This is a genomic window from Myxococcus sp. CA056 (genome assembly GCF_013336715.1).
GTDB classification, from domain to species: Bacteria; Myxococcota; Myxococcia; order Myxococcales; family Myxococcaceae; genus Myxococcus; species Myxococcus llanfairpwllgwyngyllgogerychwyrndrobwllllantysiliogogogochensis.
This window is the reverse complement of sequence record NZ_JABUMT010000023.1, coordinates 19,140-40,207: the sequence shown is the minus strand read 5'-3', so window position 1 is coordinate 40,207 and position 21,068 is coordinate 19,140. Positions and strand designations below refer to the sequence as shown.

22 protein-coding genes are annotated in these 21,068 nt (G+C 69.6%); 11 read left to right on the top strand and 11 right to left on the bottom strand.

Annotation, left to right across the window (positions count from 1 at the left end; genetic code table 11):
• Position 1: 1 nt before the first annotated feature.
• Together HUA76_RS43275 and HUA76_RS43270 are read right to left on the bottom strand one after the other, a co-directional pair.
• The gene (locus tag HUA76_RS43275) at positions 2-838 is read right to left on the bottom strand and encodes a hypothetical protein (protein ID WP_174464237.1); all 837 of its coding nucleotides are present in this window, start codon (positions 836-838) and stop codon (positions 2-4) included.
• Entirely contained in the window at positions 835-1,785 is a 951-nt protein-coding gene (locus HUA76_RS43270) for an ABC transporter ATP-binding protein (protein WP_371823615.1), read from the bottom strand. The genes HUA76_RS43275 and HUA76_RS43270 overlap by 4 nt, the downstream gene beginning before the upstream one ends.
• A 238-nt stretch (positions 1,786-2,023) precedes the next feature.
• Between HUA76_RS43270 and HUA76_RS43265 the strand changes: the two genes are divergently transcribed.
• From HUA76_RS43265 to HUA76_RS43235, 7 genes are all read left to right on the top strand, one after another.
• On the top strand, positions 2,024-2,233 hold the full coding sequence (locus HUA76_RS43265; RefSeq protein WP_141647261.1) for a hypothetical protein: 210 nt from the start codon (positions 2,024-2,026) through the stop codon (positions 2,231-2,233).
• Between the two features lie 64 nt (positions 2,234-2,297).
• Complete coding sequence (gene hemB, locus HUA76_RS43260; protein WP_254614876.1) at positions 2,298-3,266, top strand: porphobilinogen synthase; 969 nt, start codon at positions 2,298-2,300, stop codon at positions 3,264-3,266.
• 174 nt (positions 3,267-3,440) lie between these two features.
• Positions 3,441-3,839 (top strand): hypothetical protein, encoded by a 399-nt coding sequence (locus HUA76_RS43255; protein ID WP_371823614.1) that lies wholly within the window; start codon positions 3,441-3,443, stop codon positions 3,837-3,839.
• 23 nt (positions 3,840-3,862) lie between these two features.
• Positions 3,863-4,477 carry an RDD family protein gene (locus HUA76_RS43250; protein WP_141647270.1) on the top strand — a complete coding sequence of 205 codons (615 nt, stop codon included), beginning with the start codon at positions 3,863-3,865 and terminating at the stop codon, positions 4,475-4,477.
• Positions 4,462-6,708, top strand: coding sequence for an ATP-grasp domain-containing protein (locus HUA76_RS43245; RefSeq protein ID WP_174456651.1), 2,247 nt, complete (start codon positions 4,462-4,464; stop codon positions 6,706-6,708). Before HUA76_RS43250 ends, HUA76_RS43245 begins: the two co-directional genes overlap by 16 nt.
• Before the next feature lie 160 nt (positions 6,709-6,868).
• A complete protein-coding gene (locus HUA76_RS43240) occupies positions 6,869-8,248 on the top strand; it encodes a P1 family peptidase (RefSeq protein ID WP_174456650.1) in 1,380 nt (459 codons plus the stop codon).
• Positions 8,249-8,291: 43 nt separating this feature from the next.
• On the top strand, positions 8,292-8,408 hold the full coding sequence (locus HUA76_RS43235) for an aminopeptidase (protein ID WP_141649535.1): 117 nt from the start codon (positions 8,292-8,294) through the stop codon (positions 8,406-8,408).
• A 28-nt stretch (positions 8,409-8,436) separates the two neighbouring features.
• Here the strand turns inward: HUA76_RS43235 and HUA76_RS43230 are convergent, their stop codons facing one another.
• Complete coding sequence (locus tag HUA76_RS43230; protein ID WP_141649536.1) at positions 8,437-8,874, bottom strand: hypothetical protein; 438 nt, start codon at positions 8,872-8,874, stop codon at positions 8,437-8,439.
• Between the two features lie 153 nt (positions 8,875-9,027).
• On the opposite strand from HUA76_RS43230, the gene HUA76_RS43225 reads away from it, so the two are divergent.
• Together HUA76_RS43225 and HUA76_RS45945 are read left to right on the top strand one after the other, a co-directional pair.
• Positions 9,028-10,179: an AI-2E family transporter gene (locus tag HUA76_RS43225; protein ID WP_141649014.1), complete on the top strand. Its 1,152-nt coding sequence runs from the start codon at positions 9,028-9,030 to the stop codon at positions 10,177-10,179.
• 59 nt (positions 10,180-10,238) lie between these two features.
• Complete coding sequence (locus HUA76_RS45945; RefSeq protein ID WP_254614875.1) at positions 10,239-12,014, top strand: hypothetical protein; 1,776 nt, start codon at positions 10,239-10,241, stop codon at positions 12,012-12,014.
• Here HUA76_RS45945 and HUA76_RS43215 read toward each other — a convergent pair.
• The 8 genes from HUA76_RS43215 to HUA76_RS43180 all read right to left on the bottom strand — a co-directional run bounded on the left by HUA76_RS43215 (position 11,998) and on the right by HUA76_RS43180 (position 18,970).
• On the bottom strand, positions 11,998-12,828 hold the full coding sequence (locus HUA76_RS43215) for a nucleotidyl transferase AbiEii/AbiGii toxin family protein (RefSeq protein ID WP_174464235.1): 831 nt from the start codon (positions 12,826-12,828) through the stop codon (positions 11,998-12,000). The two genes, HUA76_RS45945 and HUA76_RS43215, sit on opposite strands and share 17 nt — an antisense overlap.
• The gene (locus HUA76_RS43210) at positions 12,825-14,021 is read right to left on the bottom strand and encodes a non-canonical purine NTP pyrophosphatase (protein WP_174464234.1); all 1,197 of its coding nucleotides are present in this window, start codon (positions 14,019-14,021) and stop codon (positions 12,825-12,827) included. The genes HUA76_RS43215 and HUA76_RS43210 overlap by 4 nt, the downstream gene beginning before the upstream one ends.
• Positions 14,018-14,776 carry an RNA ligase family protein gene (locus tag HUA76_RS43205; protein ID WP_174464233.1) on the bottom strand — a complete coding sequence of 253 codons (759 nt, stop codon included), beginning with the start codon at positions 14,774-14,776 and terminating at the stop codon, positions 14,018-14,020. The genes HUA76_RS43210 and HUA76_RS43205 overlap by 4 nt, the downstream gene beginning before the upstream one ends.
• Before the next feature lie 29 nt (positions 14,777-14,805).
• Positions 14,806-15,969 (bottom strand): hypothetical protein, encoded by a 1,164-nt coding sequence (locus HUA76_RS43200; protein WP_174464232.1) that lies wholly within the window; start codon positions 15,967-15,969, stop codon positions 14,806-14,808.
• Positions 15,970-16,127: 158 nt separating this feature from the next.
• Positions 16,128-16,457, bottom strand: a complete 330-nt coding sequence (locus tag HUA76_RS43195; RefSeq protein WP_174464231.1) for a Carotenogenesis protein CarS — start codon at positions 16,455-16,457, stop codon at positions 16,128-16,130.
• Positions 16,454-17,119 carry a DUF1109 domain-containing protein gene (locus tag HUA76_RS43190; protein ID WP_174464230.1) on the bottom strand — a complete coding sequence of 222 codons (666 nt, stop codon included), beginning with the start codon at positions 17,117-17,119 and terminating at the stop codon, positions 16,454-16,456. Before HUA76_RS43190 ends, HUA76_RS43195 begins: the two co-directional genes overlap by 4 nt.
• Entirely contained in the window at positions 17,119-17,661 is a 543-nt protein-coding gene (locus HUA76_RS43185) for an RNA polymerase sigma factor (RefSeq protein ID WP_174456855.1), read from the bottom strand. The genes HUA76_RS43190 and HUA76_RS43185 overlap by 1 nt, the downstream gene beginning before the upstream one ends.
• Before the next feature lie 115 nt (positions 17,662-17,776).
• Entirely contained in the window at positions 17,777-18,970 is a 1,194-nt protein-coding gene (locus HUA76_RS43180) for a metallophosphoesterase (protein WP_174464229.1), read from the bottom strand.
• Positions 18,971-19,139: 169 nt separating this feature from the next.
• On the opposite strand from HUA76_RS43180, the gene HUA76_RS43175 reads away from it, so the two are divergent.
• On the top strand, positions 19,140-19,628 hold the full coding sequence (locus tag HUA76_RS43175; protein WP_141645612.1) for an FKBP-type peptidyl-prolyl cis-trans isomerase: 489 nt from the start codon (positions 19,140-19,142) through the stop codon (positions 19,626-19,628).
• A 156-nt stretch (positions 19,629-19,784) separates the two neighbouring features.
• On the top strand, positions 19,785-20,981 hold the full coding sequence (locus HUA76_RS43170) for a cyclic nucleotide-binding domain-containing protein (RefSeq protein ID WP_174464228.1): 1,197 nt from the start codon (positions 19,785-19,787) through the stop codon (positions 20,979-20,981).
• Positions 20,982-21,068 lie beyond the last annotated feature (87 nt).

Below are 21,068 nucleotides of genomic sequence, written 5' to 3'. Positions count from 1 at the left end.
GTCAGTAGTCCTTTCCTTCAAACCGCCAGAAGCCCACCGCGAGCGCCCCCAGCCCGAACACGAACACGCCCAGGAGCAGCGTCCCCAGCGAGCGCACTTCCAGGGGCGTGGACGACGCGATGTCTCCCGCCGCCTCCGCCAGCGCGGACAGTCGGGGCAGCACCAGCGTCACCGCCAGGAAGGCGCTCCGGCTCAAGCCCTCCTCGAAGAAGGTCGAGATGTCCTGCCGGTGTCCGGCGATGATGCCTCCCACCATGAAGGCGAAGCCCGCGGCCGCGCACAGCGCCGCGCTGCGCACCAGCGTCGCGGTGGTCAACATCACCGCGTAGACCGCCGCGAAGCCCACGCACGCCATCAGCCCCGCCACCAGTGGCCCCACCGTCCAGTACCCCGCCTTCACACCGAAGATGAGCACCAGCCCCGTGGTGCCATACAGCGTTCCGCCCAGCGCGAGCGTCATCACCCCGAGGAAGGTCCCCGCCAGCAGGTGCCAGCGCTGGATGGGCAGCGCGAGCAGGTGCTCGATGCGCCCCGGCGACATCAACCCCGGCGCGAAGTCCGAGCACGCGACGATGCCGAACAGGATGCCGCCATAGAACACGATGAACGACGCCGCCTGGTACACCGGGCGCAGCGCCACGTCGATGGACTGGATGTTCCCGCGAAGCTCCTTGCCGAACAGGCGCGAGGCCGCCAGGGCCCCGTCGATGACCTCCAGGCGCAGGCTCACGGCCACCACCGCCAGCACCAGGGTGATTCCCACCATGAACGCGAGGATGAACTTGCGCGACGCCGCCTCGCGCAACACGTACCCGGCGATTCCCAGCACCGGCCTCATGCCGCCACCTCCACCCGCGACGCCCCGGCGCCCACGGTGCCCAGCAACACCGACTCCAAATCCATGCCGTCTCGCCGCAGCTCCACCAGCAGCGCCCCCGCCGCGCGCGCCCGGTCCAGCGCGACATTGAGCACTGCGGGGTCCCCCGCGTCCACGTGGTACACGCCGTCGGCCCGGCCCTGCACGAAGCCCGCCTGAGTCAGCGCCTCCACGCTCACCCCGGGCGCGAAGCGCGCCAACCACCGCGACTCGCCCCTCACCAGCTCGTCCAGCCGCCCCTCACGCAGCACGCGCCCGTCCGCGAGGATGGCCACCCGATCACAGACGCGCTCCGTCTCCGCCAGCAGGTGCGAGTTCAGGAAGAGCGTCGTGCCCCGCTGGACCTCCTCCTGGAGGATGCGCCGCACCTCCATGCGCCCCATGGGGTCGATGCCGTCCGTGGGCTCGTCCAGCACCAGCAAGTCAGGCTTCCCGATGAGCGCCGCCGCCAGACCCAGCCGCTGACGCATGCCCTTGGAGTACCCCCCAATCTTCCGGCCCACGGCGTCCGACAGGCCCACCCGCTCCAGCAGGCGCAGGTTCCCCGCCGGATCCGGTGCCAGCCCCTTGAGCCGGCCCACCGTGGCGAGGAACGCCGTGGGCGTCCATGCGTGGGGCAGGTGCAGGCGCTCGGGCAGGTAGCCGATGCGCGCTCGGATGCGGGCGTCCTCGGGGGAGCCCCCCAGCACGCGCACGGTGCCCTCCGTCGGCTGGACGATGCCGAGGATGCTCTTGATGAAGGTCGTCTTGCCGGCGCCGTTGGGGCCAATCAACCCGAAGGCACTTCCTTGGGGAACCGACAAGTCCATGCCCCTGAGGGCGACGGTCCCTGTCTTCCGGAACGCGCGGCGATACGTCTTGCTCAGGTTCGTCACTTCGATGGCGGGTGTGCTGTCTGTCACGGTCACGAATGTAGACGAGCGGGGCGGGCGGCGATTGCTTCCGAGCGGACGGTCGGAAAGGGCGGCCGGGCGGGCGCACGCCGCTGTCTTCCGCGACGGCGTTTTCGCGGCCCTGGGAAATGGGTTTCGCACGCCTGCCGTCCCTGCCGCGCCGCGACACCTCGTCGTTTCGCCAGCTTGCGGTGGGGTTGCGGGTGGTCCGTCCCGTGCAATCCCCCACGGCACACCCCAGGCAGGAGGAATGATGACGTACGAAGAACGCGTGGAGCAGCAACGGGACGAAGCCCGTCGGGAGCTGGTGGCCGCCGAGCGCGGCCTGTCGGCGGGCACCGAGGCGGCGCGGGTGCGCTACGCGAGGGCGCTGCACGAGGCGGACATCGCGGAGGTGCGGGCCCAGCGCCACGCCCGGGAGCGGCTGCGCCATCAGTACAGCTGGCGGCCCGCCGCAGGGTGAGCGGCCGGGCGGCCACACGGAAACGATGAAGGTCGGGCGTCGTCGGTTTATATCGGCGTCCACCATGGCCCATCCCGTCCATCGCCCCCGCCGCCTGCGCCGTTCGCCCGTCCTGCGTGAGATGGTCCGCGAGACGCGCCTGGACCCGGGGGACTTCATCTACCCCCTCTTCGTCGTGGAAGGCCGGGACGTGCGCCGTCCCATCTCCTCCATGCCGGGCATCTTCAACCTGTCCGTGGAGCACGCCGTCGCCGAGGCCCGCCAGGCGAAGTCGCTGGGTGTGCCCTCCGTCATCCTCTTTGGCATCCCCGACCACAAGGATGCCCTCGGCTCCCAGGCGTACGCGCGCGACGGAATCGTCCAGCGCGCCATCCGCGAAATCAAAGCCGCCGAGCCCGACCTCCAGGTCATCGCCGATGTGTGCCTGTGCGAGTTCACCGACCACGGCCATTGCGGCGTGCTGGAGGGGGGCCACGTCGTCAACGACGCCACGCTGCCCCTGCTCGCGCAGATGGCCGTCACCTGCGCCCAGGCGGGCGCGGACATCATCGCGCCCTCGGACATGATGGACGGCCGGGTGGGCGCCATCCGCCGCGCGCTGGACGAGGTGCGCCTGACCGACATCCCCATCCTCTCCTATGCGGCCAAGTACGCCTCCGGCTACTACGGCCCCTTCCGTGAGGCCGCCCAGAGCGCTCCCAAGTCCGGCGACCGCCGGGGCTACCAGATGGACCCGGGCAACGTGCGCGAGGCCCTGCGCGAAGTGGCGCTGGACGTGGAGGAGGGCGCCGACATGCTGATGGTGAAGCCCGCGCTGGCCTACCTGGACGTCATCCGCGCCGTGCGCGAGCGCTTCGACTTGCCGCTGGCCGCCTACAACGTCTCCGGCGAGTACGCCATGCTCAAGGCCGCCGGGCAGAACGGTTGGATTGACTACGAGCGTGTCATGCTGGAGACGCTCACCGGCATCAAGCGTGCCGGCGCGGACCTCATCATCACCTACCACGCGCTGGAAGCCGCGAAGCTCCTGTAGGCAACAGCCGCCGCCCCCGCGCGCGGGTTGCCGCTTGATCCGCCGCGGGTGTTGCGTCCAAATAGCTCGCGCACGATGCCCACCAAGAAGAAGCGTCCCAGACGCAAGTCGGAGAAGCCCCCGCCCCAACGCAGGCGCGGCTCGGCTCGGCGCCCCGGTACCGGGCGTTCCCCCGTGGTTCGTACGTCTTTTTCGTTGCAGTACAAAGTGGTGGAGCTGTCCACGGTGGACGAGGGAGCGCTGGAGCGCACCCTGAATGAGTGGACGGCGAAGGGCTGGAACCTGGACGGCGTGCAGTTCGCGATGCGCGAGTCCTCCAAGCGGCCAGCCATGGCGTTCCTCTTCTTCACGCGTGAGGGTGTGGCGGCGGAGCCGGACGTGGACGCCGCGCGCTCCAAGCTCTTGCGGCTGTCCGAGTCGGGACCGACGGCGGCGGGGAATGCCTGGGCGCCCGCCTCGGGTTCCCACGCTCCGTTCCATCCGTTGAGCGCGCATGAGCGGCTCGCGCGGCTGGCGGGGTTGGACGAGCCGGAGCCGCACGAGGAGGGTCTCACCTTGGAGCCCGAGGAGTGAGCGCGCAACGCGAGCGGATCTTCATGGCCTCCAGCCGGGGAGGTGGGCGTGCGCTGCGGCTGGTGGTGGAGGACGCCGCGCCGGGCTCGCCGTATCCCAAGGCGTCGCTGTGGCTGCGGCTGGGCGCGCGCGTGGTGGACGTGGGCGTGGCCTGGGGCCTGTACGTGGTGTGTGGCGCGGCGGGCGCCGTGGTGGCGCTGCTGTTCCTCCTGCTCGCGGACGGGATGATTCAGGGCCAGAGCGTGGGCAAGCGCATCTTCGGCGTGAAGGTGATGCACCTGCCCACGCGCTCGGCGGCGCGCCACCGGGACAGCACGCTTCGCAACGCACCGCTGTCGCTCATCGTCCTCCTGGGGATGATGCCGGCGCCGCTGGGCGCGGTGGCGGCGGTGGCGGGGCTCGTCGTCATTGGCGGCATCGAGGCGTGGCGCGTGGTGAGAGATCCGCTCGGCTGGCGGCTCGGTGACACCTGGGCGCAGACGCAGGTGGTGGATGGGAAGGTTGTGGCGGGCGCAACCGTTGCAGCCCGCGACCCCGTGGCGCACCAGCGTGCACCGGGCAGACTCATGTCCGCGGCGAAGATGCGCCGCGGTCGCTCGCTCAAGAAGAGAAGGGGGCTCCCGTGCGCATCGCGCTGACCCACAACCTGCGGCTGTCTGATTCGGAAGAGGAAGCGGAGTTCGATACCCAGGAGACGGTCAACGCGTTGGCGGCGGCCATCGAGCGGCTGGGGCATCGGCTGGAGCGCTTCGAGGTGAGTGGTCCCGCCTCGCGCACCGTGGCGCGGCTGGAGGCCTACAGCCCCGACCTCATCTTCAACACCGCCGAGGGACGCCGGGGGCGCTTCCGCGAGGCGTTCTATCCCGCGCTCTTCGATGAGCTGGGCTTCCCGTACACGGGCTCGGACGCGTACGCGCTGGCGGTGACGCTGGACAAGCAGCTCACCAAGCTCGTCCTGGCCAAGCAGGGCATCCGCACTCCGGGCTGGCAGTACGTGGAGAAGCTCAGCGAGCTGACCGCGGAGAACCTGCGCTTCCCCGTCATCGTGAAGCCCAACTTCGAGGGCTCCTCCAAGGGCATCACCCAGGACTCCATCGCGGAGACGCTGGACGAGGTGCGCGCCAAGGTGGCCATCGCGCTGGAGAAGTACCCGGCGGGCGTGCTGGTGGAGGAGTACATCCCCGGCCGCGACCTGGCGGTGCCCTTCCTGGCGGCGGTGGACAACGACTACGACGGCGTCCTCACGCCGGTGGAGTACGTGGTGGACCCGGCCGTCACCGCGGGCCGCCGGTACGCCATCTACGACTATGAGCTGAAGACGAAGAAGGACAACGCCGTCACCGTGCGCGCTCCGGCGCAGATTCCGCTCCGCACGGCGGAAGACATCCGGAAGATGGCGCAGAAGATCTACCAGGCGCTCGACTGCCGGGATTTGGGCCGCATCGACTTCCGGCTCAGCGACGCGGGTGTGCCGTACTTCCTGGAGATCAACGCGCTGCCCAGCCTGGAGCCGGGCGCGGGCATCTACGCATCGGCGGAGCTGGACGGGCTGCACCTGGATGGCGTCATCAACTCCATCATCCAGAGCGCGGCGAAGCGGTACAAAATCAAGGACTCCGCGCGGCGGCAGGGCAAGCCCGCTCGCAAGACGGGGCCCTTGCGCGTGGGCTTCACCTACAACGTCAAGCGCGTGAAGCCCATGGCCAACGCGGAGGCGGTGGAGGACAGCGAGGCGGAGTACGACTCGCCCAACACACTGCAGGCCATCCGCGAGGCGATTGCGTCCTGGGGCCACGAGGTCATCGACCTGGAGGCCACCGCGGAGCTGCCCACGGTGCTCTCCAGCACGCCGTTGGACATCGTCTTCAACATCGCCGAGGGCTTCAAGGGCCGCAACCGCGAGAGCCAGGTGCCCGCGATGCTGGAGCTGCTGGACATCCCGTACACGGGAAGCGATCCGGCCACGCTCTCGATTGCCTTGGACAAGGCGCTGGCGAAGAAGATCGTCCGTCAGGCGGGCATCCTCACGCCCAACTTCCAGTTGATGGCCACGGGCAAGGAGCGGCTCAACAAGGAGTTCACCTCCTTCCCGCTCATCGTGAAGCCGGTGGCGGAGGGCAGCTCCAAGGGCGTCGTCACCAAGAGCGTCTGCCACAGCGAGGCGGAGCTGCGCGAAGTCGTGCGCGAAATCGCCGGCAAGTACCAGCAGCCCGCGCTCATCGAGGAGTACATCGGCGGGCGCGAGTTCACCGTGGGCCTGCTCGGCGAGCGCCGTCCGCGCGTGCTGCCGCCCATGGAGATCGTCTTCCTGGACAAGGGCGAGAAGAACCCCGTCTACAGCTTCCAGCACAAGCTCGATTGGACGGACCGCATCCGCTACGACGCGCCCGCCAAGCTGGAGCCCTCGCTGCTGGAGAAGCTGCGCACGGCGGCGCGAAGCTCGTTCATGGCGCTGGGGTGCCGCGACGTCGCGCGCATCGACTTCCGCATGGACGACAAGGGGCGCATCTACTTCATCGAGTGCAACCCGTTGCCGGGCCTCACGCCGGGCTGGAGCGACCTGGTGCTCATCGCGCAGGGCGCGGGCATGGACTACCGCGCGCTCATCGGCGAAATCATGGCCCCCGCCATCCGCCGCTACAAGGAGCGCGAGGCCCGCCGCGCCGCGACCGAGCACGCCTCCACCGTGCCGCACCACCACCACAAGGCCCACCCGCTGGACGAGCCCGGCGCGCTCGTCCCGGCGCCTGTCGCGGCTCCTGTCGTCACCACGCCCAACGGCAACGGTGGCAACGGCAACGGGGGGAACGGCAACGGTACGACTTCGCAGCACGGTGACGCGCCCCCGCGCATCGAAGCCAAGGCCTGACGACAGCGCGTGAAGCCCCGGATGTTCGGGGCCTCGCGGACCTGCACGCGGCCCGCTCCCGTTTTCACGCGGAGCGAGGCCGCGTTTTCATTCGTGCGCCTGAAGTTATTACGCGTTCGGAGTGGTTGACGGTGGGTGATGGTCCGCTAGTGTGCCCGGCATGGTGCACATCCCCGAGTACAAGGGACCGCGGGTTCGCGCTCGCGAGCTGGGTCTTCCGCTGGGCCGCTTCAAGCCCGGGAAATACAACGCCATCACCGACGTGGAGGGCGTGCTCGTAGGCCATTGCACGCTCATCAAGGGCGAGGGCCCGCTGAGACCGGGCCACGGTCCGGTTCGCACGGGTGTGACGGCCATCATGCCCAACATGGGCAACATCTTCATGGAGCGGATGACGGGCGGAGGCTTCGTGCTCAACGGCGCGGGCGAGGTCTCCGGCATGACGCAGCTCATGGAGTGGGGCCTCATCGAGACGCCGATTCTTCTCACCAACACCATGGCGGTGGGCGCGGTGTCGGACGGCGTGGCGCGCCACCTGGTCGAGCGCTACCCGGGCATCGGTGACGAGCACGACGTCATCATCCCCGTCGTTGGCGAGTGCGACGACTCCTGGCTCAACGACATCTCCGGCCGGCACGTGCGCGAGGAGCATGTGTTCGAGGCCATCCGCAACGCCGCCTCCGGCCCGGTGGCCGAGGGCAACGTGGGTGGCGGCACCGGCATGGTGACGTGCGACTTCAAGGGCGGCATCGGCACGTCCTCCCGCAAGCTTCCGGAGGTGCTCGGCGGCTACACGCTGGGGGTGCTGGTGATGTCCAACTTCGGGAAGATGCACAACCTGCGCGTGGGCGGCCTGCCCGTGGGGGAGGTGCTGGCGGAGAAGTTCAAGGGCGCCCCCACCCGAGGCAAGACCTACGGCTCCATCATCGCGGTGGTGGCCACGGACGCGCCGCTCTTGAGCCATCAGATCAACCGCCTGTGCAAGCGGGTGGGCCTGGGCATCGGCCGGGTGGGCAGCTACGCGGCGCACGGCTCGGGGGAGATCGTCGTCGGCTTCTCCACCGCGAACATCATCCCGCGGCGCACGCAGAAGATGGTCTACAAGCTCAAGCTCCTGCTGGATCAGCGGCTGGATCCGCTCTACGAGGCGGTGATGGAGGCCACCGAGGAGGCCATCCTCAACGCCATCTGCATGGCCACCTCCATGACGGGGGCCAACGGGAACCACTGCCCGGCGCTCCCCCTGGACGAGGTCCGCCGCTTCGTGGACGCCTGCAAGCCCATCTTCGCCTCGGTGAAGAAGCGGCCCCAGCAGAGCAGCGCCCCCGCCTCACGGGAGAAGCCCACCGACGAGGACCGGGAGGGGGAGGTGACGGTGTCCACCGCCCGACCCACCCAGGTCCGGGGGGCGGAGGGGATTCCCTTCCCGACCCGGCCCGCCCCGGAGGTCGATTCCGGGGGGGAGCCGGGGGCCGAGCAGGCCCCTTCCCAGCCTTCGGAGGGTTCCTCTTCCGGCAGCCCCTCGGGTTCTGATAGTTAAGCGCCTCTTTTCACGTCTCCACACCGGAGCACAGGAGTCAACGATGGCCCGCAGCAAGAGCAAGCACCGCCGCGTGCAGATGAAGATCAAGCAGGCCTGGAAGAAGCGGGCCAAGAAGAACAAGGCCGAAGCGAAGGCCGCCGAGAGCAAGAAGAAGTAGGCCCGTCCTCCGTTGGCGGCCCGTGGCGCTATTCCCGGGTCGCCGAAAACGGAACGATGACGCTGCACCGCTGGGGCGCCGTTCCGCTCGGGCGAGAGTAGTTACCGGTATACGTCCCATCGAGTCGCGCCGTGCCGCCGTCCCCCTCGAAGGACGTGTAGCGACCGGCGAGGCTCAGGGTGTCCATCCTCCCGCCATCCATGGCTCCGCCCAGGGAGCCGGCGAGGGTGAATGAGCCCTCCGCGGACACGTTCCCCAAGAGTCCCACGCCCTCCAGGTTGCCAATGAGCCTGTCGCCGGAGCGGGTGATGTCCAGCGGCCGTCCCCGGGGCAGCTCCACGCCCAGCAGGGTGCAGTCGGCTGGTACGCCGCCGTCGCCGAAGGCCATCCGGTAGCGACCTTCCAGGGGCGGACACTCGGTGCAGGGGGTGGCGCCGTCTCCACAACCCGGGGCGGCCAGGCCCATGGCAAGGGCGAGGACCGCGACGCCAGTCAGGGTGAAACGTCCAGAATTCAGGGTCGGTGTTTTCATGTGCGGGATGTCGGACTTCCCGTCGGGAAGCGCGATTCCTAGGTTGGGGGTGGTCGGTGGGCTCGTCGGGCGGGGTGGGGTGGGGCGGTGGCTGATTCGCGGCGGTGGTCGAACTACGTGTTCGCGGCGCTGTTTGCGCTCGCGCTGATTCTGTTCTCCAGGATTCTGTTGCCGTTTCTGATGCCCGTGTTGCTGGGCGGCTTCCTGGTGGTCCTGTTCATGCCGGTGCAGGACTACCTGTGTCAGAAGCTGCGGGGCCGCAAGCCCCTGTGCGCCGGGTTGTCCACCCTCACGGTGTTCTTCCTCATCCTCGCACCGCTGGCGCTGGTGGGGTGGATGGTGGCGCGTGAGGTGTTCCAGTTCGTGGGGCAGGCGCAAGATTTGTTGGAGCAGGTGGACCTGCGCCACCAGTTCGCGTCCAGTCTGCCCCGGGGTTTGAGCCGTTACATCCGGTTGGATCTGGAGAGCGCGGAGACGGAGCGCACGTTGATGGCGGCGGTGACGGGCGGCGCGGCGCTCCTGAAGGACGTGGTGGGCGCGGGCACGGAGCTGATCATCAACATGTTCCTGATGACCGTGGCCATGTACTACTTCTTCCTGGATGGTCGCCGGCTGGTGGCGGAGGTCATGCGGTTGATTCCGCTGGACCGCCGCTACTTCGAGGCCTTCGCGCGCGAGTTCACCGACGTCGCCTACGCGATTGTCTACGGCAACACCATCACCGCGCTCATCCAGGGTGCGGTGGGCTTCGTGGGCCTGCTCATCGCCGGTGTGCCGCATGCCGGGGTGTGGGGCGCCGCCATGGTGCTGGTGGCGCTGGTGCCGGTGGGCGGCACGGCGCTGGTGTGGGGCCCCATTGGCGCGGTGCTCATCGCGGTGGGCCAGGTGAGCGAGGGCGTCTTCCTGCTGGCCTGGGGGACGTTCCTGGTCGGGAGCATCGACAACGTCATCCGTCCCCGGCTGTGCGGCTCTCGCATGGCGCTGCACCCGCTGCTCGTCTTCCTCTCCATGTTCGGCGGGCTGGCGGTGTTCGGGATGATGGGCCTGCTGGTGGGGCCGCTCATCGCCTCCATCTTCATGGCCATGGTGCGCATCTACCGCCGCGACTTCCTGGGCATCGGCCGCGCTCAATACGTCGCGGAGACGGATCGCTCGGAGGACCTCGGTGGGTTGGATTCGGAGCCGTCCTCCGCGTCCGGCCAGACGGTGGTGGGAGCTCCGGCGCACCTCAACGCCTGACCGGACGGCCGGGCAAGCCTGGACTTCGCGTGCGGGGTGGGTGAACCTTCCACTCCTGAATGATGAACACCCAACACGCGATGGTTCGCTGGGGCCTGGTGCTCTTCGTGGCGGTGGCGCTGGCCTCTCCGGGGGCGTCGGCGCAGGTCGTCAAGAAGAAGCGCGCGGCGCCAGCCCAGGTGGTGGCGCCCAAGGCGAAGGCAAAGCCCAAGGCCGCCAAGACTCGCAAGGCGGCCGCGCCCAAGGAGGAGCCCAAGCGCCTCGTCGTGCTGACGGTGGAGGGTGATCGTGGCGGCAAGGTGCGCGGACAGCTCGAGTCCGCCCTTCGCCGCGCGAAGCAGGTGAAGGTGCAGTCGCTCAAGCAGTACGCGACGCTGGCGAAGAAGGACGGGCTGAAGGGCGCCGCCCTCTTCACGGATGCAGGGCTCGTCGCCGTGGCGCCGAGGATGAAGCTGGACGCGGCCGTCACGGGCACGGTGGGCCCCTCGGGCCTGACGGTGCGAGTGCTGGATGCGAGCGGCGCCGTGCTCGGTGAGAAGGACGTGAAGCTGACCCGAGGCAAGCTGTCTTCCGCCGAGGCGAAGAGCGCCGTGCTCGCCGTTGTCGAGTCGCTGTCGAGCGCTCCCCGCGCCTTCGAGCCGCCCGCGAGTGTCACTCCGTCCGAGCCGATCCAGCCCGCCGAGCCGGTGGCGCCTCCTCCCGTCGTGGCCGAGGCCCCGCCACCGAAGACGCCGCCGCCCGCCCCGGGCGAGGGCGGCTCCATCATGATTCCCAGGCCGGAGGTGCCGGCTCCCGTCGCGGAGCGCCCCGTCGAGTCGCCGAAGCCGCTTCCCCCGGCGGAGCGCCCCGCGAAGGTGCCTGAGCAGACGCCGGAGGTCGTGGCCATCGGTCCGCAGCCGACAGACGGTCCCCCTCCGATGGACGAGGACCCGGAGTCGCACACCACCACGGACCCGTTCCTCGAGGTGGCGCTGGATACCGGCTCGGGCGGCACGGTGGGCAATGAGCCCGTGCGACCGCCGCTGGCCCGGCTCACGCTGGGTGGCACGACGACGTGGCGCAAGTACTGCGCGCGTCCGGGCGTGAAGTCCTGCGACGAGTTCGACCGGAAGAGCGAGGATGAGCAGCTCGGGGACCGCTCGGACTACGAGTCGACGGTGCCGTACCTGGGCATCTCCGCGGAGCTGGAGCTGCTGCCGCTGGCCCGACACGCCTCGCCGCTGCGGGGCCTGGGCGCGGTGCTGGGCTATCGACGCGGGTACGCGTCCACGAACGTGACGCTGTTCAACGACGCGGGCCAGTCCGTCACGCGCGAGGTGGTGGCCACCGACTCGGTCCTCACCGCGCAGGCGATGTATCGCTACTACTTCGGCCTGGGCTCGTCGCAGTTGCTCGGCTACGCGGGCGCGCGTGCGGGCCTGCTCACGCGCTCCTTCGACGTGGACGAGTCCGCGGACAGCCCGCTGTCGGGCACCCATCGCCTGTATCCCGCGGTGGGCCTGGAGGTGTCGGTGCCGTTGATTCGCCAGGTGCGCCTGGAGGCGGCGGGACAGCTCTTCATCAGCCCTCAGCCCGGCCATGGCTTCGACGACGAGGGCGGAGCGCTGGACCTGGAAGTGAGTGACTACGGTACCTCGGTGTCGACGTTCGGCTGGGAAGCGGAGCTGGGCGTGGCCGGCGAGCTGTGGGGCCCGTTCGGCTACCAGGTGCGCTTCAAGGTGTCGCGCTACAAGGACACCTTCAGTGGCCCTGGCACGCGGACGGGCTGGGACAACGGGGGCGTGGCCGAAGACACGTACTCCAGCATCCACTGGGGCCTCACCGCGTCGTACTGACACGGCGCGCGACTTCGGGGCGCGAGGGCGGTAGTGCTCGCGCCACCTCCCACACGGGGCGCAGCGCCTGGGCGACGGCTGTCACCACGTCCGCGAGCTGCTCGGGGCGTCCCTCCGGTTCACTGGCCCGGTAGCGCGCCCACTTCTCCAGGCTCCACGGGCTGCGACCGAAGTCGTTGTCGACCAGCCGCTCCATCAGCGCCAGCGAGTCCCCGCGTGCGTCGAACGCGAGGCGCAGCGCGGGAGGCAGGAGCGCGGCGTCCAGGGGCGCGTACCGCGTGAGGAGGTACACGTCGAAGAGGTCCTTCGGGCGGAAGCGGCCCTTGCCGCGCTCGAAGAGGCCATGCACCTTCCACGCGAACAGTGTCTCCGCGCGACAGGCGAGGACGTGTGCGGGAGCCGCGTCCGAGGACTCGTAGTCGATCCACTCAGGAGGAGGATCCATCGGGTCGCCGAAGCCCAGGTCGATGCGCAGCTCGAAGGGTGACTGCACCCCGGGCAACTGAGTCTCCACGTGGACACGCACGCCGGGAAACTCCGTCTCCTCCCAGATGACCTCGGAGCGGAGGGCGCCGAAGGTGAAGCCGTCTCCGGTGTCATCCCGCAGCAACCGCCCCATCCGGTCGACGGACTCGCGTGTGTCGAAGGGGAAGCCCGCGAGGAAGTCGAGGTCCTCGACGGGGCGAGGCACCGGGCCGCTCCAGCGGCGCATCATCAGCCCACCTCGGAGGACGAGCTCGGGTGCGTCGGGCGAGCGCGCGAGGCGGCGCAGGACGGCGATTCCCGCGCGCAGGGGAAGGGTGTGCGCGCTCATGAAGAGGTCTCCAGCCAGCCCCGGTCGAGCCCGAGGTTGGAGTCGTAGACGGTGAACTCCCGCAGTCGCTGCGTCAGCGTCAGGCCCAGCCCGGAGAGGTCTTCGAGGAGTGCGTTGAAGCGTGCGTCGGCGTTCGCCTTGCCCAGGTGGTGGACGCGGAGCGTGACGAAGCGCTCGCTGGCGCCGTCCTCGCGAAGCTTGCGTGCGTTGCGTGACAGGTGGGCGCCGTGCCTCGTGCAGCGGGCATGCAGCGTGTCCAGTCCCTCGCCGCTCGCGGGGATGAGGGCCTTCACGTGGAACTCGAAGTAGTTGGCGGGCTGGGCGCGCGCGGTCTCATCGTCCTCGGGCATGTCGCGGTTCTTGCCGAGGGCCTCCAGCTTCATACGCGTCACGTCGAAGCCCTCGCTCGCGAGCGCGCGCGCCATGCCCCTGACTTCCTCCAGCGCCTGTCGGAGCGTGCCGTGGTGGTAGGAGGCCGTCATGGGCTGGAAGGGCTCGGCGCCTCGACCCAGCTCGATGAAGATGCACTTCACCGAGGCCGCGTCGCAGAACGCGCGGAAGCGCTGGAGGTCCTCCTCGGTGCGGGCGGAGACGGTGAGGTGCGCCTCGTAAGCGCCACCCGGGGACGCGATTCGCAGTCGGTCGGCCAGCTCCAGGTAGGGGCGGTGCCGCATGTTGAGGAAGAACTTGTTGCGCGCCATCTCCCCGAGCGTGCGCTGGTAGCCGTCTGGCAACCACGCGCCGTCCCAGCCGTAGCCACCGGCGCCCCGGGGCGCGGTGAGCAGCAGGCCTTCGATGGCGTCTTCGAAGAGGGTGACGCGGTCCGGGTCCCCTTCCTCGGAGAAGGCCACCGCCACGCGGGTGCGGCCCCGGCGGCCGCCGTGCTTCGCGAAGAAGGAGCGCTCACCCAGGGCCAACAGCTCCTTCTTGAAGCGGGCGCCGGTGAAGGCCTCCCCGTCGTCCAGCTCCAGCGCGGTGGTCTCCACGAAGCAGGGCACGCCGAGGTGCGCATGGGCGGCCAGCACCTTGCGCTTCGCGATGCCGCAGACGTCCAGCGGGGCGGAAGTGCCGTCCTCCGCCGAGGTGAGCCCCGGCAGGGCGAGCTTCTTCCAGGTGATGTCGAGGCCGGCCAGCAGGCGGGAGACCTCGTCGGCTTTGTATTGGTTACCGGTGACGAAGAGGGCCCGAGTCACGGGAGCACTTCCTTCGATGGGAGCGCCGCGGGGCGCCAGTTCCAGATGGCGGGACGCCCGGTGTTCTCCGGCAGGAGGCTCCCATCCACCTTGTCGCGACGGACATACTTGGTCAGCAGCTCCACCCTGACACCCGCGCCGTCCTGGCGCTCGAGCCTCCACACGGCCCCTTCGACGGGGTCCAGGGCGTGGTGGAACCCGCCCGTTGGAAGCAGCGCCATCGCTGTGTCGATATTCAAGGGGCCGCCCTCGTGGATGACGCCCGGCGTGGTGAAACCACCCGCGCGGACGCGGGAGGTGAGCTCGGCCCAGGGCAGGCGAGCACCCTGGCGCATCAAATCGAAGGCGACGAAGGGCTCGTGCGCCAGCACATAGCGGGTGCCGTGGGCGAGCGCGAGCCACTCGCCCACGAGCCACTCGCCAGGCTGGAGCACGGCCTTGAAGCGCTCGGCGTGGGTGGAGACCCACGAGGACCAGAGTTGACGGGCCTCATTGGGAGAGTGGGCGGCGAGCCGACCCTCGCGTCCCAGCGCGATGACCTCGTCTCCCAGTCGGGCCGCGGCGACACACGAGCCGTCCAGCTTCTCCAGGACGATGACGGAATCACGCACGTCGCGGAGGCGCTCGGTGCAGACGCGCGCCAGTTCCAGCGACAGGTGTTTGTCCGCGGGGCCGGTGCGGGAGCCGGGCAGGTGTGGAATCGAGCCGTAGGCCTTGCGACCCAGCGGGCGCGGAGCGTCGTCAGGGGATGTCACCACCCCCTGACTATGCCCTCGGCGTCGGACTATTGCTGGTAGGTCGGAGCGAGCACTCCACCCAGCGCGGAGTCCCGGACTCCTGGCACCAGGTCGAACGTGTTCTCGAATGCCCCGTTGTTCGTGGGCAGGAACGTGGTGCCCAGCGCGCCCTCGAGCTGCGTCTCGTCGCTTCCCAGCTCGTACATGAACTCGAGCGCGGCGCTCCGCTCCTGGGTGGTGGAGAGCACGAAGGCGCCCGTCACGATGATCTCCGGTCGGTGCCCCTCGATGACAGCGGCTTGCAATCCCGGACGGTGTTCGGACAGGAACGCGAGTTGCTCGGAGGGGACGATGAAGATGTTCGCATTTTCCCAGGGGTCTGGAAGAGGGCCACCCACCCACCCGGGCACCTTGAATCGGTAGGGCACGGTGCCGCAGTACTCACCATCCAGGTCGTAGGCGTGGATGCCGCTGGCGTGGGACTGGGTCTCTTCCGCGTCGGGAATCGTCGCGGGCATCTCGAGGCCCATTTGCTCGAGCCAGCTCAGGTCCACCGCGTAGGCGAGGTGGCTCCACCAGGCGGGCCTGCCAATGGGGAACACCCATTCCCATTCGTCGTTCCACACCGCGAACCCCGCCTGCAAGATGTCGAGGTTCGAGGACCGATGGATGTAATCGCAGTACAGGGGGCGAGCGAAGCCCGTCGGCGTGGGGGCGGCGCACTCCGCGCAGTCCTCCTGTACGCAGCGGTTGGAGTCGAGCTGAAGCGCTGGAATCATGCTCGCCTCGAAGCCTCCATAATCGCCGTAGGAAGAGTAGTCGTTGTAGATCCCATTGGAGGCATAGGCGCACCAACGGGGAGGATTCGCCGACTCGCACTCGGGGCACTCACCGGGGATGCAATAGGGCGCGACGATGCCAGCTTCCAGGAGCGCGGGCGCCATCGTGTGATTGCCCACCACCACGTCCGGGGCGTTGCCTCCGGCCACGGCGACCATGAGGCTCGTGTAGAGGTCCTCCTGGCTGGAGAACTGGGACACCGCCACGGTGTGGCTGGGATTGTTGTCCTCGAAGCGCTGGACCGAACTGTTGAAGGCTGCCTCTGTCTGTCCATTCAAGGCATGCCAGACGGAGATCTGCGCCTGCGCCGAGGCCAACGGGCCTTGAAGGCAGGTGACCAGCAGCACCCACTTCAGGATGACGGTTCTCATGGACTCCCCCGATTGCGTTCAGCCTCCGCCACGGGCACGTTCCACCGGCGCGGAGGCCCCTCCGATGGAGTGGCACGGGAGTATGGGTGAGTCCTGACCTGTAATTCATCTTAATTTGATAATCCAGGAATTGTCGCCCTGGCTTGTCGCGGTGCTGGCTATTGCACGCGATGCGTTCCCGGCACGGCCCGCTCGCGGTCCTCGCGGCGCTGGCGGGCGGCGCGTTGCAGGGCCCACTGGGGCTCCAACTCGTCCGGGAAGAAGAGGTCTTCGCCCAGCCCGTCGACACGCACCTGGATGAGCGGGTCGGAGGGGTACTGGAGGCCAGGGTCGTCGTAGACGAGGGCCACGACGGTGCCGGTGCGACCGAGGAAGCCCGGGCTGATGGTTCCGTCCGACGACGCGCTGATGACCGTGACGGGCTCTCCGATTCGCACCGGCGCTCCGTCCACGTCAGTGCTCACGATGAGAGAGGGGTCCAGGGTCATGGGGCGTAGGAGCGGGGTTTGAGGTGACGTGACAGGACGAGGGCCATCACACAGATGAGCCCCCAGGCGAACAGGTGGTAGCTGGCGACGTGACGCCAGTCCTGCTCGCAGGCCAGCTCGCCGACGAAGGCACCTGTCGTCCCAACGGACAGCCCGGCGCTCAGGGCACGCAGGGGCTGGAAGGCCGCGCCGCGCAACATCCACAGCGCCACCACGAGCGGAGCGGCGCCGACGGCCAGGTGGCTCACCGTACAGACCCAGGCTGGCAGCGAAGGTGTGGTGCTGGGAGAGCCGCGCGCGAGCACGAGCGTCGCCGCGCAGGCCATCGCCAGCCCCACGCCGCTTCGACGCAACCCGTGCCCTCGTGGAGACAGCGCGCCCCAGGCGCACACGGCACTCGTCGCCAGCAACAGCAGCAGCAGGGGAACACGCTCCAACAGCGCGGAGCCCGTGAGCGCGCCACCGGCGAGCATCACTCCGGCCACCCCCATGGCCAGGCCTCCGGACGAAGCCATCAGCCACGCGGCCTGCGTGCGCCAGCGACGCACGGGTTCGCGCAGGGCCAGCTCTCCGCGCGCGCTCGCGAGGGCGCGTTCGAGCGAGGCGCCGTCCGTGCGAGGCGTCTCGTTGAGCAGGGCATCGATGTCGATGGGCGCCTTCATCACGCCTCTCCCAGCCCGCTGAGGAGCTCACGGAGCTTTTCGTAGCCCCGGTGTGCCCGCAGTCGTGCCGCGCCCGCGCTGATTCCCCGGAGCGCGGCGATCTCGTCGAACGACCAGCCTTCCACCTTGCTGAGCACCACGGCCTCGCGGTGGTCGGGGGGAAGTCTTTGTAGCGCGTCCAGCAGGTGCCGGCGGAGGGAGGGGTCCCCGGAGGGTGGGGGGGCGGATGTGGGGCCCGCTGTGCCCTCGCCCGAGGAGTAGGACTCCACATGCTGGCGATGACGCAGGGTGTCTCGCGCGGCGTTGGCGGCGATGGTCATCAGCCAGGGGATGAAGCGGGTTCCGGGCTCATAGCGGCCCCGGGCTCGGATGACGGACAGGAACGTGGTCTGCAAGAGGTCCTCGGCGAGCGGGCCGTCGCGAACCATCCGCGTCAGAAAGCCCTGCACCCGGCCGGAATGCCGAGCGAAGAGGGCCTCGAAGGCGTCTGGTGCTCCGTCGCAGAACCGTTCCATGAGCTCTTCGTCCGAGGGACTCCCCATCACCCGGCTCATGGACGGCCCGCCCTGAAATGTGTTTCCAGCGCGGAGTTCGCGCGGTCCTTCACTCTCAACCCGGCGGAATCACGGACGATGTCGACCGCCGCGCCGGGAGTGGTCACCCGGGCAGCAGCACCAGCCGAGCAATCTCCGGCGGTGCTCCCACGCGCATCGGGGGCCCGACGAAGCCGCAGCCCCGGCTGACGTAGAGCTGGGAGTCGCCGGTGCGGCTGAGGCCCGCGTTGCGGCTGCCCCAGATGGCGTCGCCCACGAGGTTGCCGGGGAACATCTGCCCGCCATGGGTGTGGCCGGAGAGCTGGAGTCCCACGCCGCGCCGGGCGACCTCGTCGAAGTTGGACGGCTGGTGCGCCAGGAGGACGGAGGCCCGGTCCGGGCTCACTCCTCGCAGGGCGGCATCCAGGTCGTACCCGGGCTCGCCCATCCGGGCCGCGCTCCAGTCGTCCACGCCCGCCAGCATGAAGGACGCACCCGTGTCGCCGATGGACACGGCGCGGTTGCGCAGCACGGTGATGCCCAGAGTCTCCAGGAAAGCCACCCATGACGATGCGCCAGAATAGTAGTCATGGTTGCCCGTGACGAAGAACACTCCATTCCGGGCACGCAGCCTTCCGAAGCCGGCGACAAAGGCACCCAGGCTCTCGACGGACCCATCCACCAGGTCGCCGGTGATGGCGATGACGTCTGGCTTCAGGGCGTTGGCGCGCGCCACCAGCTCGTCCACGAAGTGGCGCTGGAGGACGTCTCCGACATGGATGTCGGTGAGCTGCACCAGGGAGAACCCATCCAGGGCCCTGGGGAGCCGGGGCAGGCGCACGGGGATGTCGCGCACGTCGGGTGGGTGGAACGCGCGCCACGCCCCGAACGTGCTCACGCCGGCGCCCGCGAGCCCCGCGCCCACGGCCAGGCCTCCGGTGAGGATGGCCCGGCGCTCGGGAGAAGGGGGCTGTGAGGGCTGCTCCAGGGGCGCCGCGGCGCGACGGACGCGCCACCGCACCGCGCGCTGGACCAGCTCCACGGCCAGCGTGAAGAGGAGCAGGTACAACACCAGCCCCATCCACACGAGCAGGCCGATTCCCAGGATGCGCACGAACTCGGAGGGAAACAGCGCGCCGAGGAAGCGGAAGCCGACGGCCCCCAGGAAGCCGAAGCCGAACACGGCCTGGGCGCCGAGGCGCAGCCCCCGTCGCGCGGTCTGGTCTCGGACAAGTCGGCGGTAGAGGTAGACGTGCGCGGTCGCCAGCAGCGAGAGGACCGGGACGAAGAAGATGAGGAGGCTGAGCCAGCGTGGCATCGCGCTCCTGCATAGCGGAAGCCTGTCGGGGGCGCCCGTGCATTTCGCGCCGGGTGTGGTGCCCGTGTCGGCAGGCAGGCGGTCACGCTTCTGCTTTCGCGGGCCGCCGCTCCGGGGCAGGCTGGGGCTCGTTCATCGCCGGACTCCGGCCTTCTTCTCGAGGACCCCCATGCTTCGCTCCCTGCTGCTCTGCGCCTTGCTCCTTCCCCTGGTGGGCTGTGGAAGCGAGGACCCCAATACGCCGCCGCTGGGCAACCCGGACAATGGCGACCCCACCAAGGTGACGTACGCGGAGAGCCTGAACGTGGACCTGGCGGCGATGACGCTGCTGCCCAGCGGCCTCTATCTCCAGGACCTCGGGGAGCCGGGCGCGGGCGACGCGGCCACCGCGGGCCGGCGCGTCTATGTGCACTACACGGGCTGGCTGCCGGACGGTCAGAAGTTCGACTCGTCGGAGGGCAAGTCCCCGCTGGACTTCATCCTGGGGCAGGGACGGGTCATCGACGGTTGGGACCAGGGCATCGCGGGCATGCGCGTGGGCGGCAAGCGGCGCCTCGTCATCCCTTCGTCGCTGGCGTACGGGGCGGAGGGCAGCCCCGGCGCCATTCCCTCGTATTCGGTGCTCATCTTCGACACGGAGCTCATCGTCGTCCGCTGAAGCCCGCGCCGCCGTCGTCGCGCGCGGACCCCATGAACCCGCCTCTCCGGGGCACCACGAGGGGTGATATAGCCGGCGCACGTCTGCCGGGACGTCGGGGCCCTTGGGTAGGGTCGTCGACGTGGGGGTCTCATCTCCCGGCCAGGGGGACGCGCAATGGCGGGGTCCGAGTCGGAAGTGCCCGAGTCGAGCGGGGAACGAGCTGGTGCGGAGGGCACGCTCCAGGCGCTGCAATCCCTGATGGGGCTGGAGTCGGCCGCGACGGCCGCGCGGCTCTACGAGGAGCTGGGCGCGGCGCAGCGGGAACGCCTGCTGCGTGACGCGGCGTTGACGCCTCCGGAGGTGCGCCAGCGGTTGGCGGAGGTGCTGCGGTGGGCTCGGGACTTCTCCGGTGCCGCGCGGCTCCTGGTGGGCTGTGGCGAGGATGCGCGCATGGCGGCGCTCTACGTCCAGGGAGGCCAGTACGTGGACGCGGCGGAGGCCTTCCTGCGCGCGGGTGAAGCGGACCGGGCCGCCGCGGCCTTCGAGCGCGGTGGCGCGCTGGAGCGGGCGCTGGAGGTGTATCGGGGCCTGGGCTCGCGCGAGGCGGTGGCCCAGTGCCTGGTCCGCCTGGGTCGTCCGTACGAGGCCGCGCTCATCTACCGCGAGCTGGGCCAACCCCACGCGGAGGTCGAGGCGCTGGGCAGCGTGCCGGCGGGGGACGCGCGGCACGTGGAGTCGGTGCTGCGCATGTGCATGTTGCTGGACGCGGAGGGCTTCACGCGGCGGGCGCTGGCACTGCTCGCGGATACGATGCGGGGCTCGGAGGTCGCGCGAGGCGACCCGGCGCTGGCCGCGGAGAAGGCGCGCCTCTTGCGTCGCATGGGCATGGACGCGGAGGCGGAGGCCGTCATCGCGCGGCTGCCGTCCCAGAGCTCCTCACCCGAGGCCAACGGGTACGGGTATCTCAAGGCGATTCCGATCTTCGGCGAGCTGTCGCTGGACGACATGAAGGACCTGTATCGCGTGGCCCGTCAGGTGCTCATCCCCGCGGGCGCGGTGGTGCTGGAGAAGGGCGCCGCGGGCGTGGGCCTCTTCGTGCTGCTGGAGGGCACGGTGGATGTCTTCAGCGGCACCGAGGACGACGCGCGCCGGCTCAACACGCTGGGGCCCGGGGCGTACCTGGGAGAAATCTCGCTGGTCCAGGACGCGCCCGTGTCCGCGCGGGTGAAGGCGCGCACGGCCGTGCGAGCGCTGCGCATCACCCGGGCCGGCTTCCAGCACTACCTGGACACGCACGAGGCCGCCGCGCTGCGCATCTACCGGCTCTTCACCCAGAACCTCGCCGCGCGCGTGCGGGCCCTCAGCATCTGAGGGGCGCCCCCGCTGGTAGGTAGGGTTGACCTCGGCCAATCTTGCATCAGGAGCCGGAGACTTCGAAACTCGCGAATGTCGCTACTT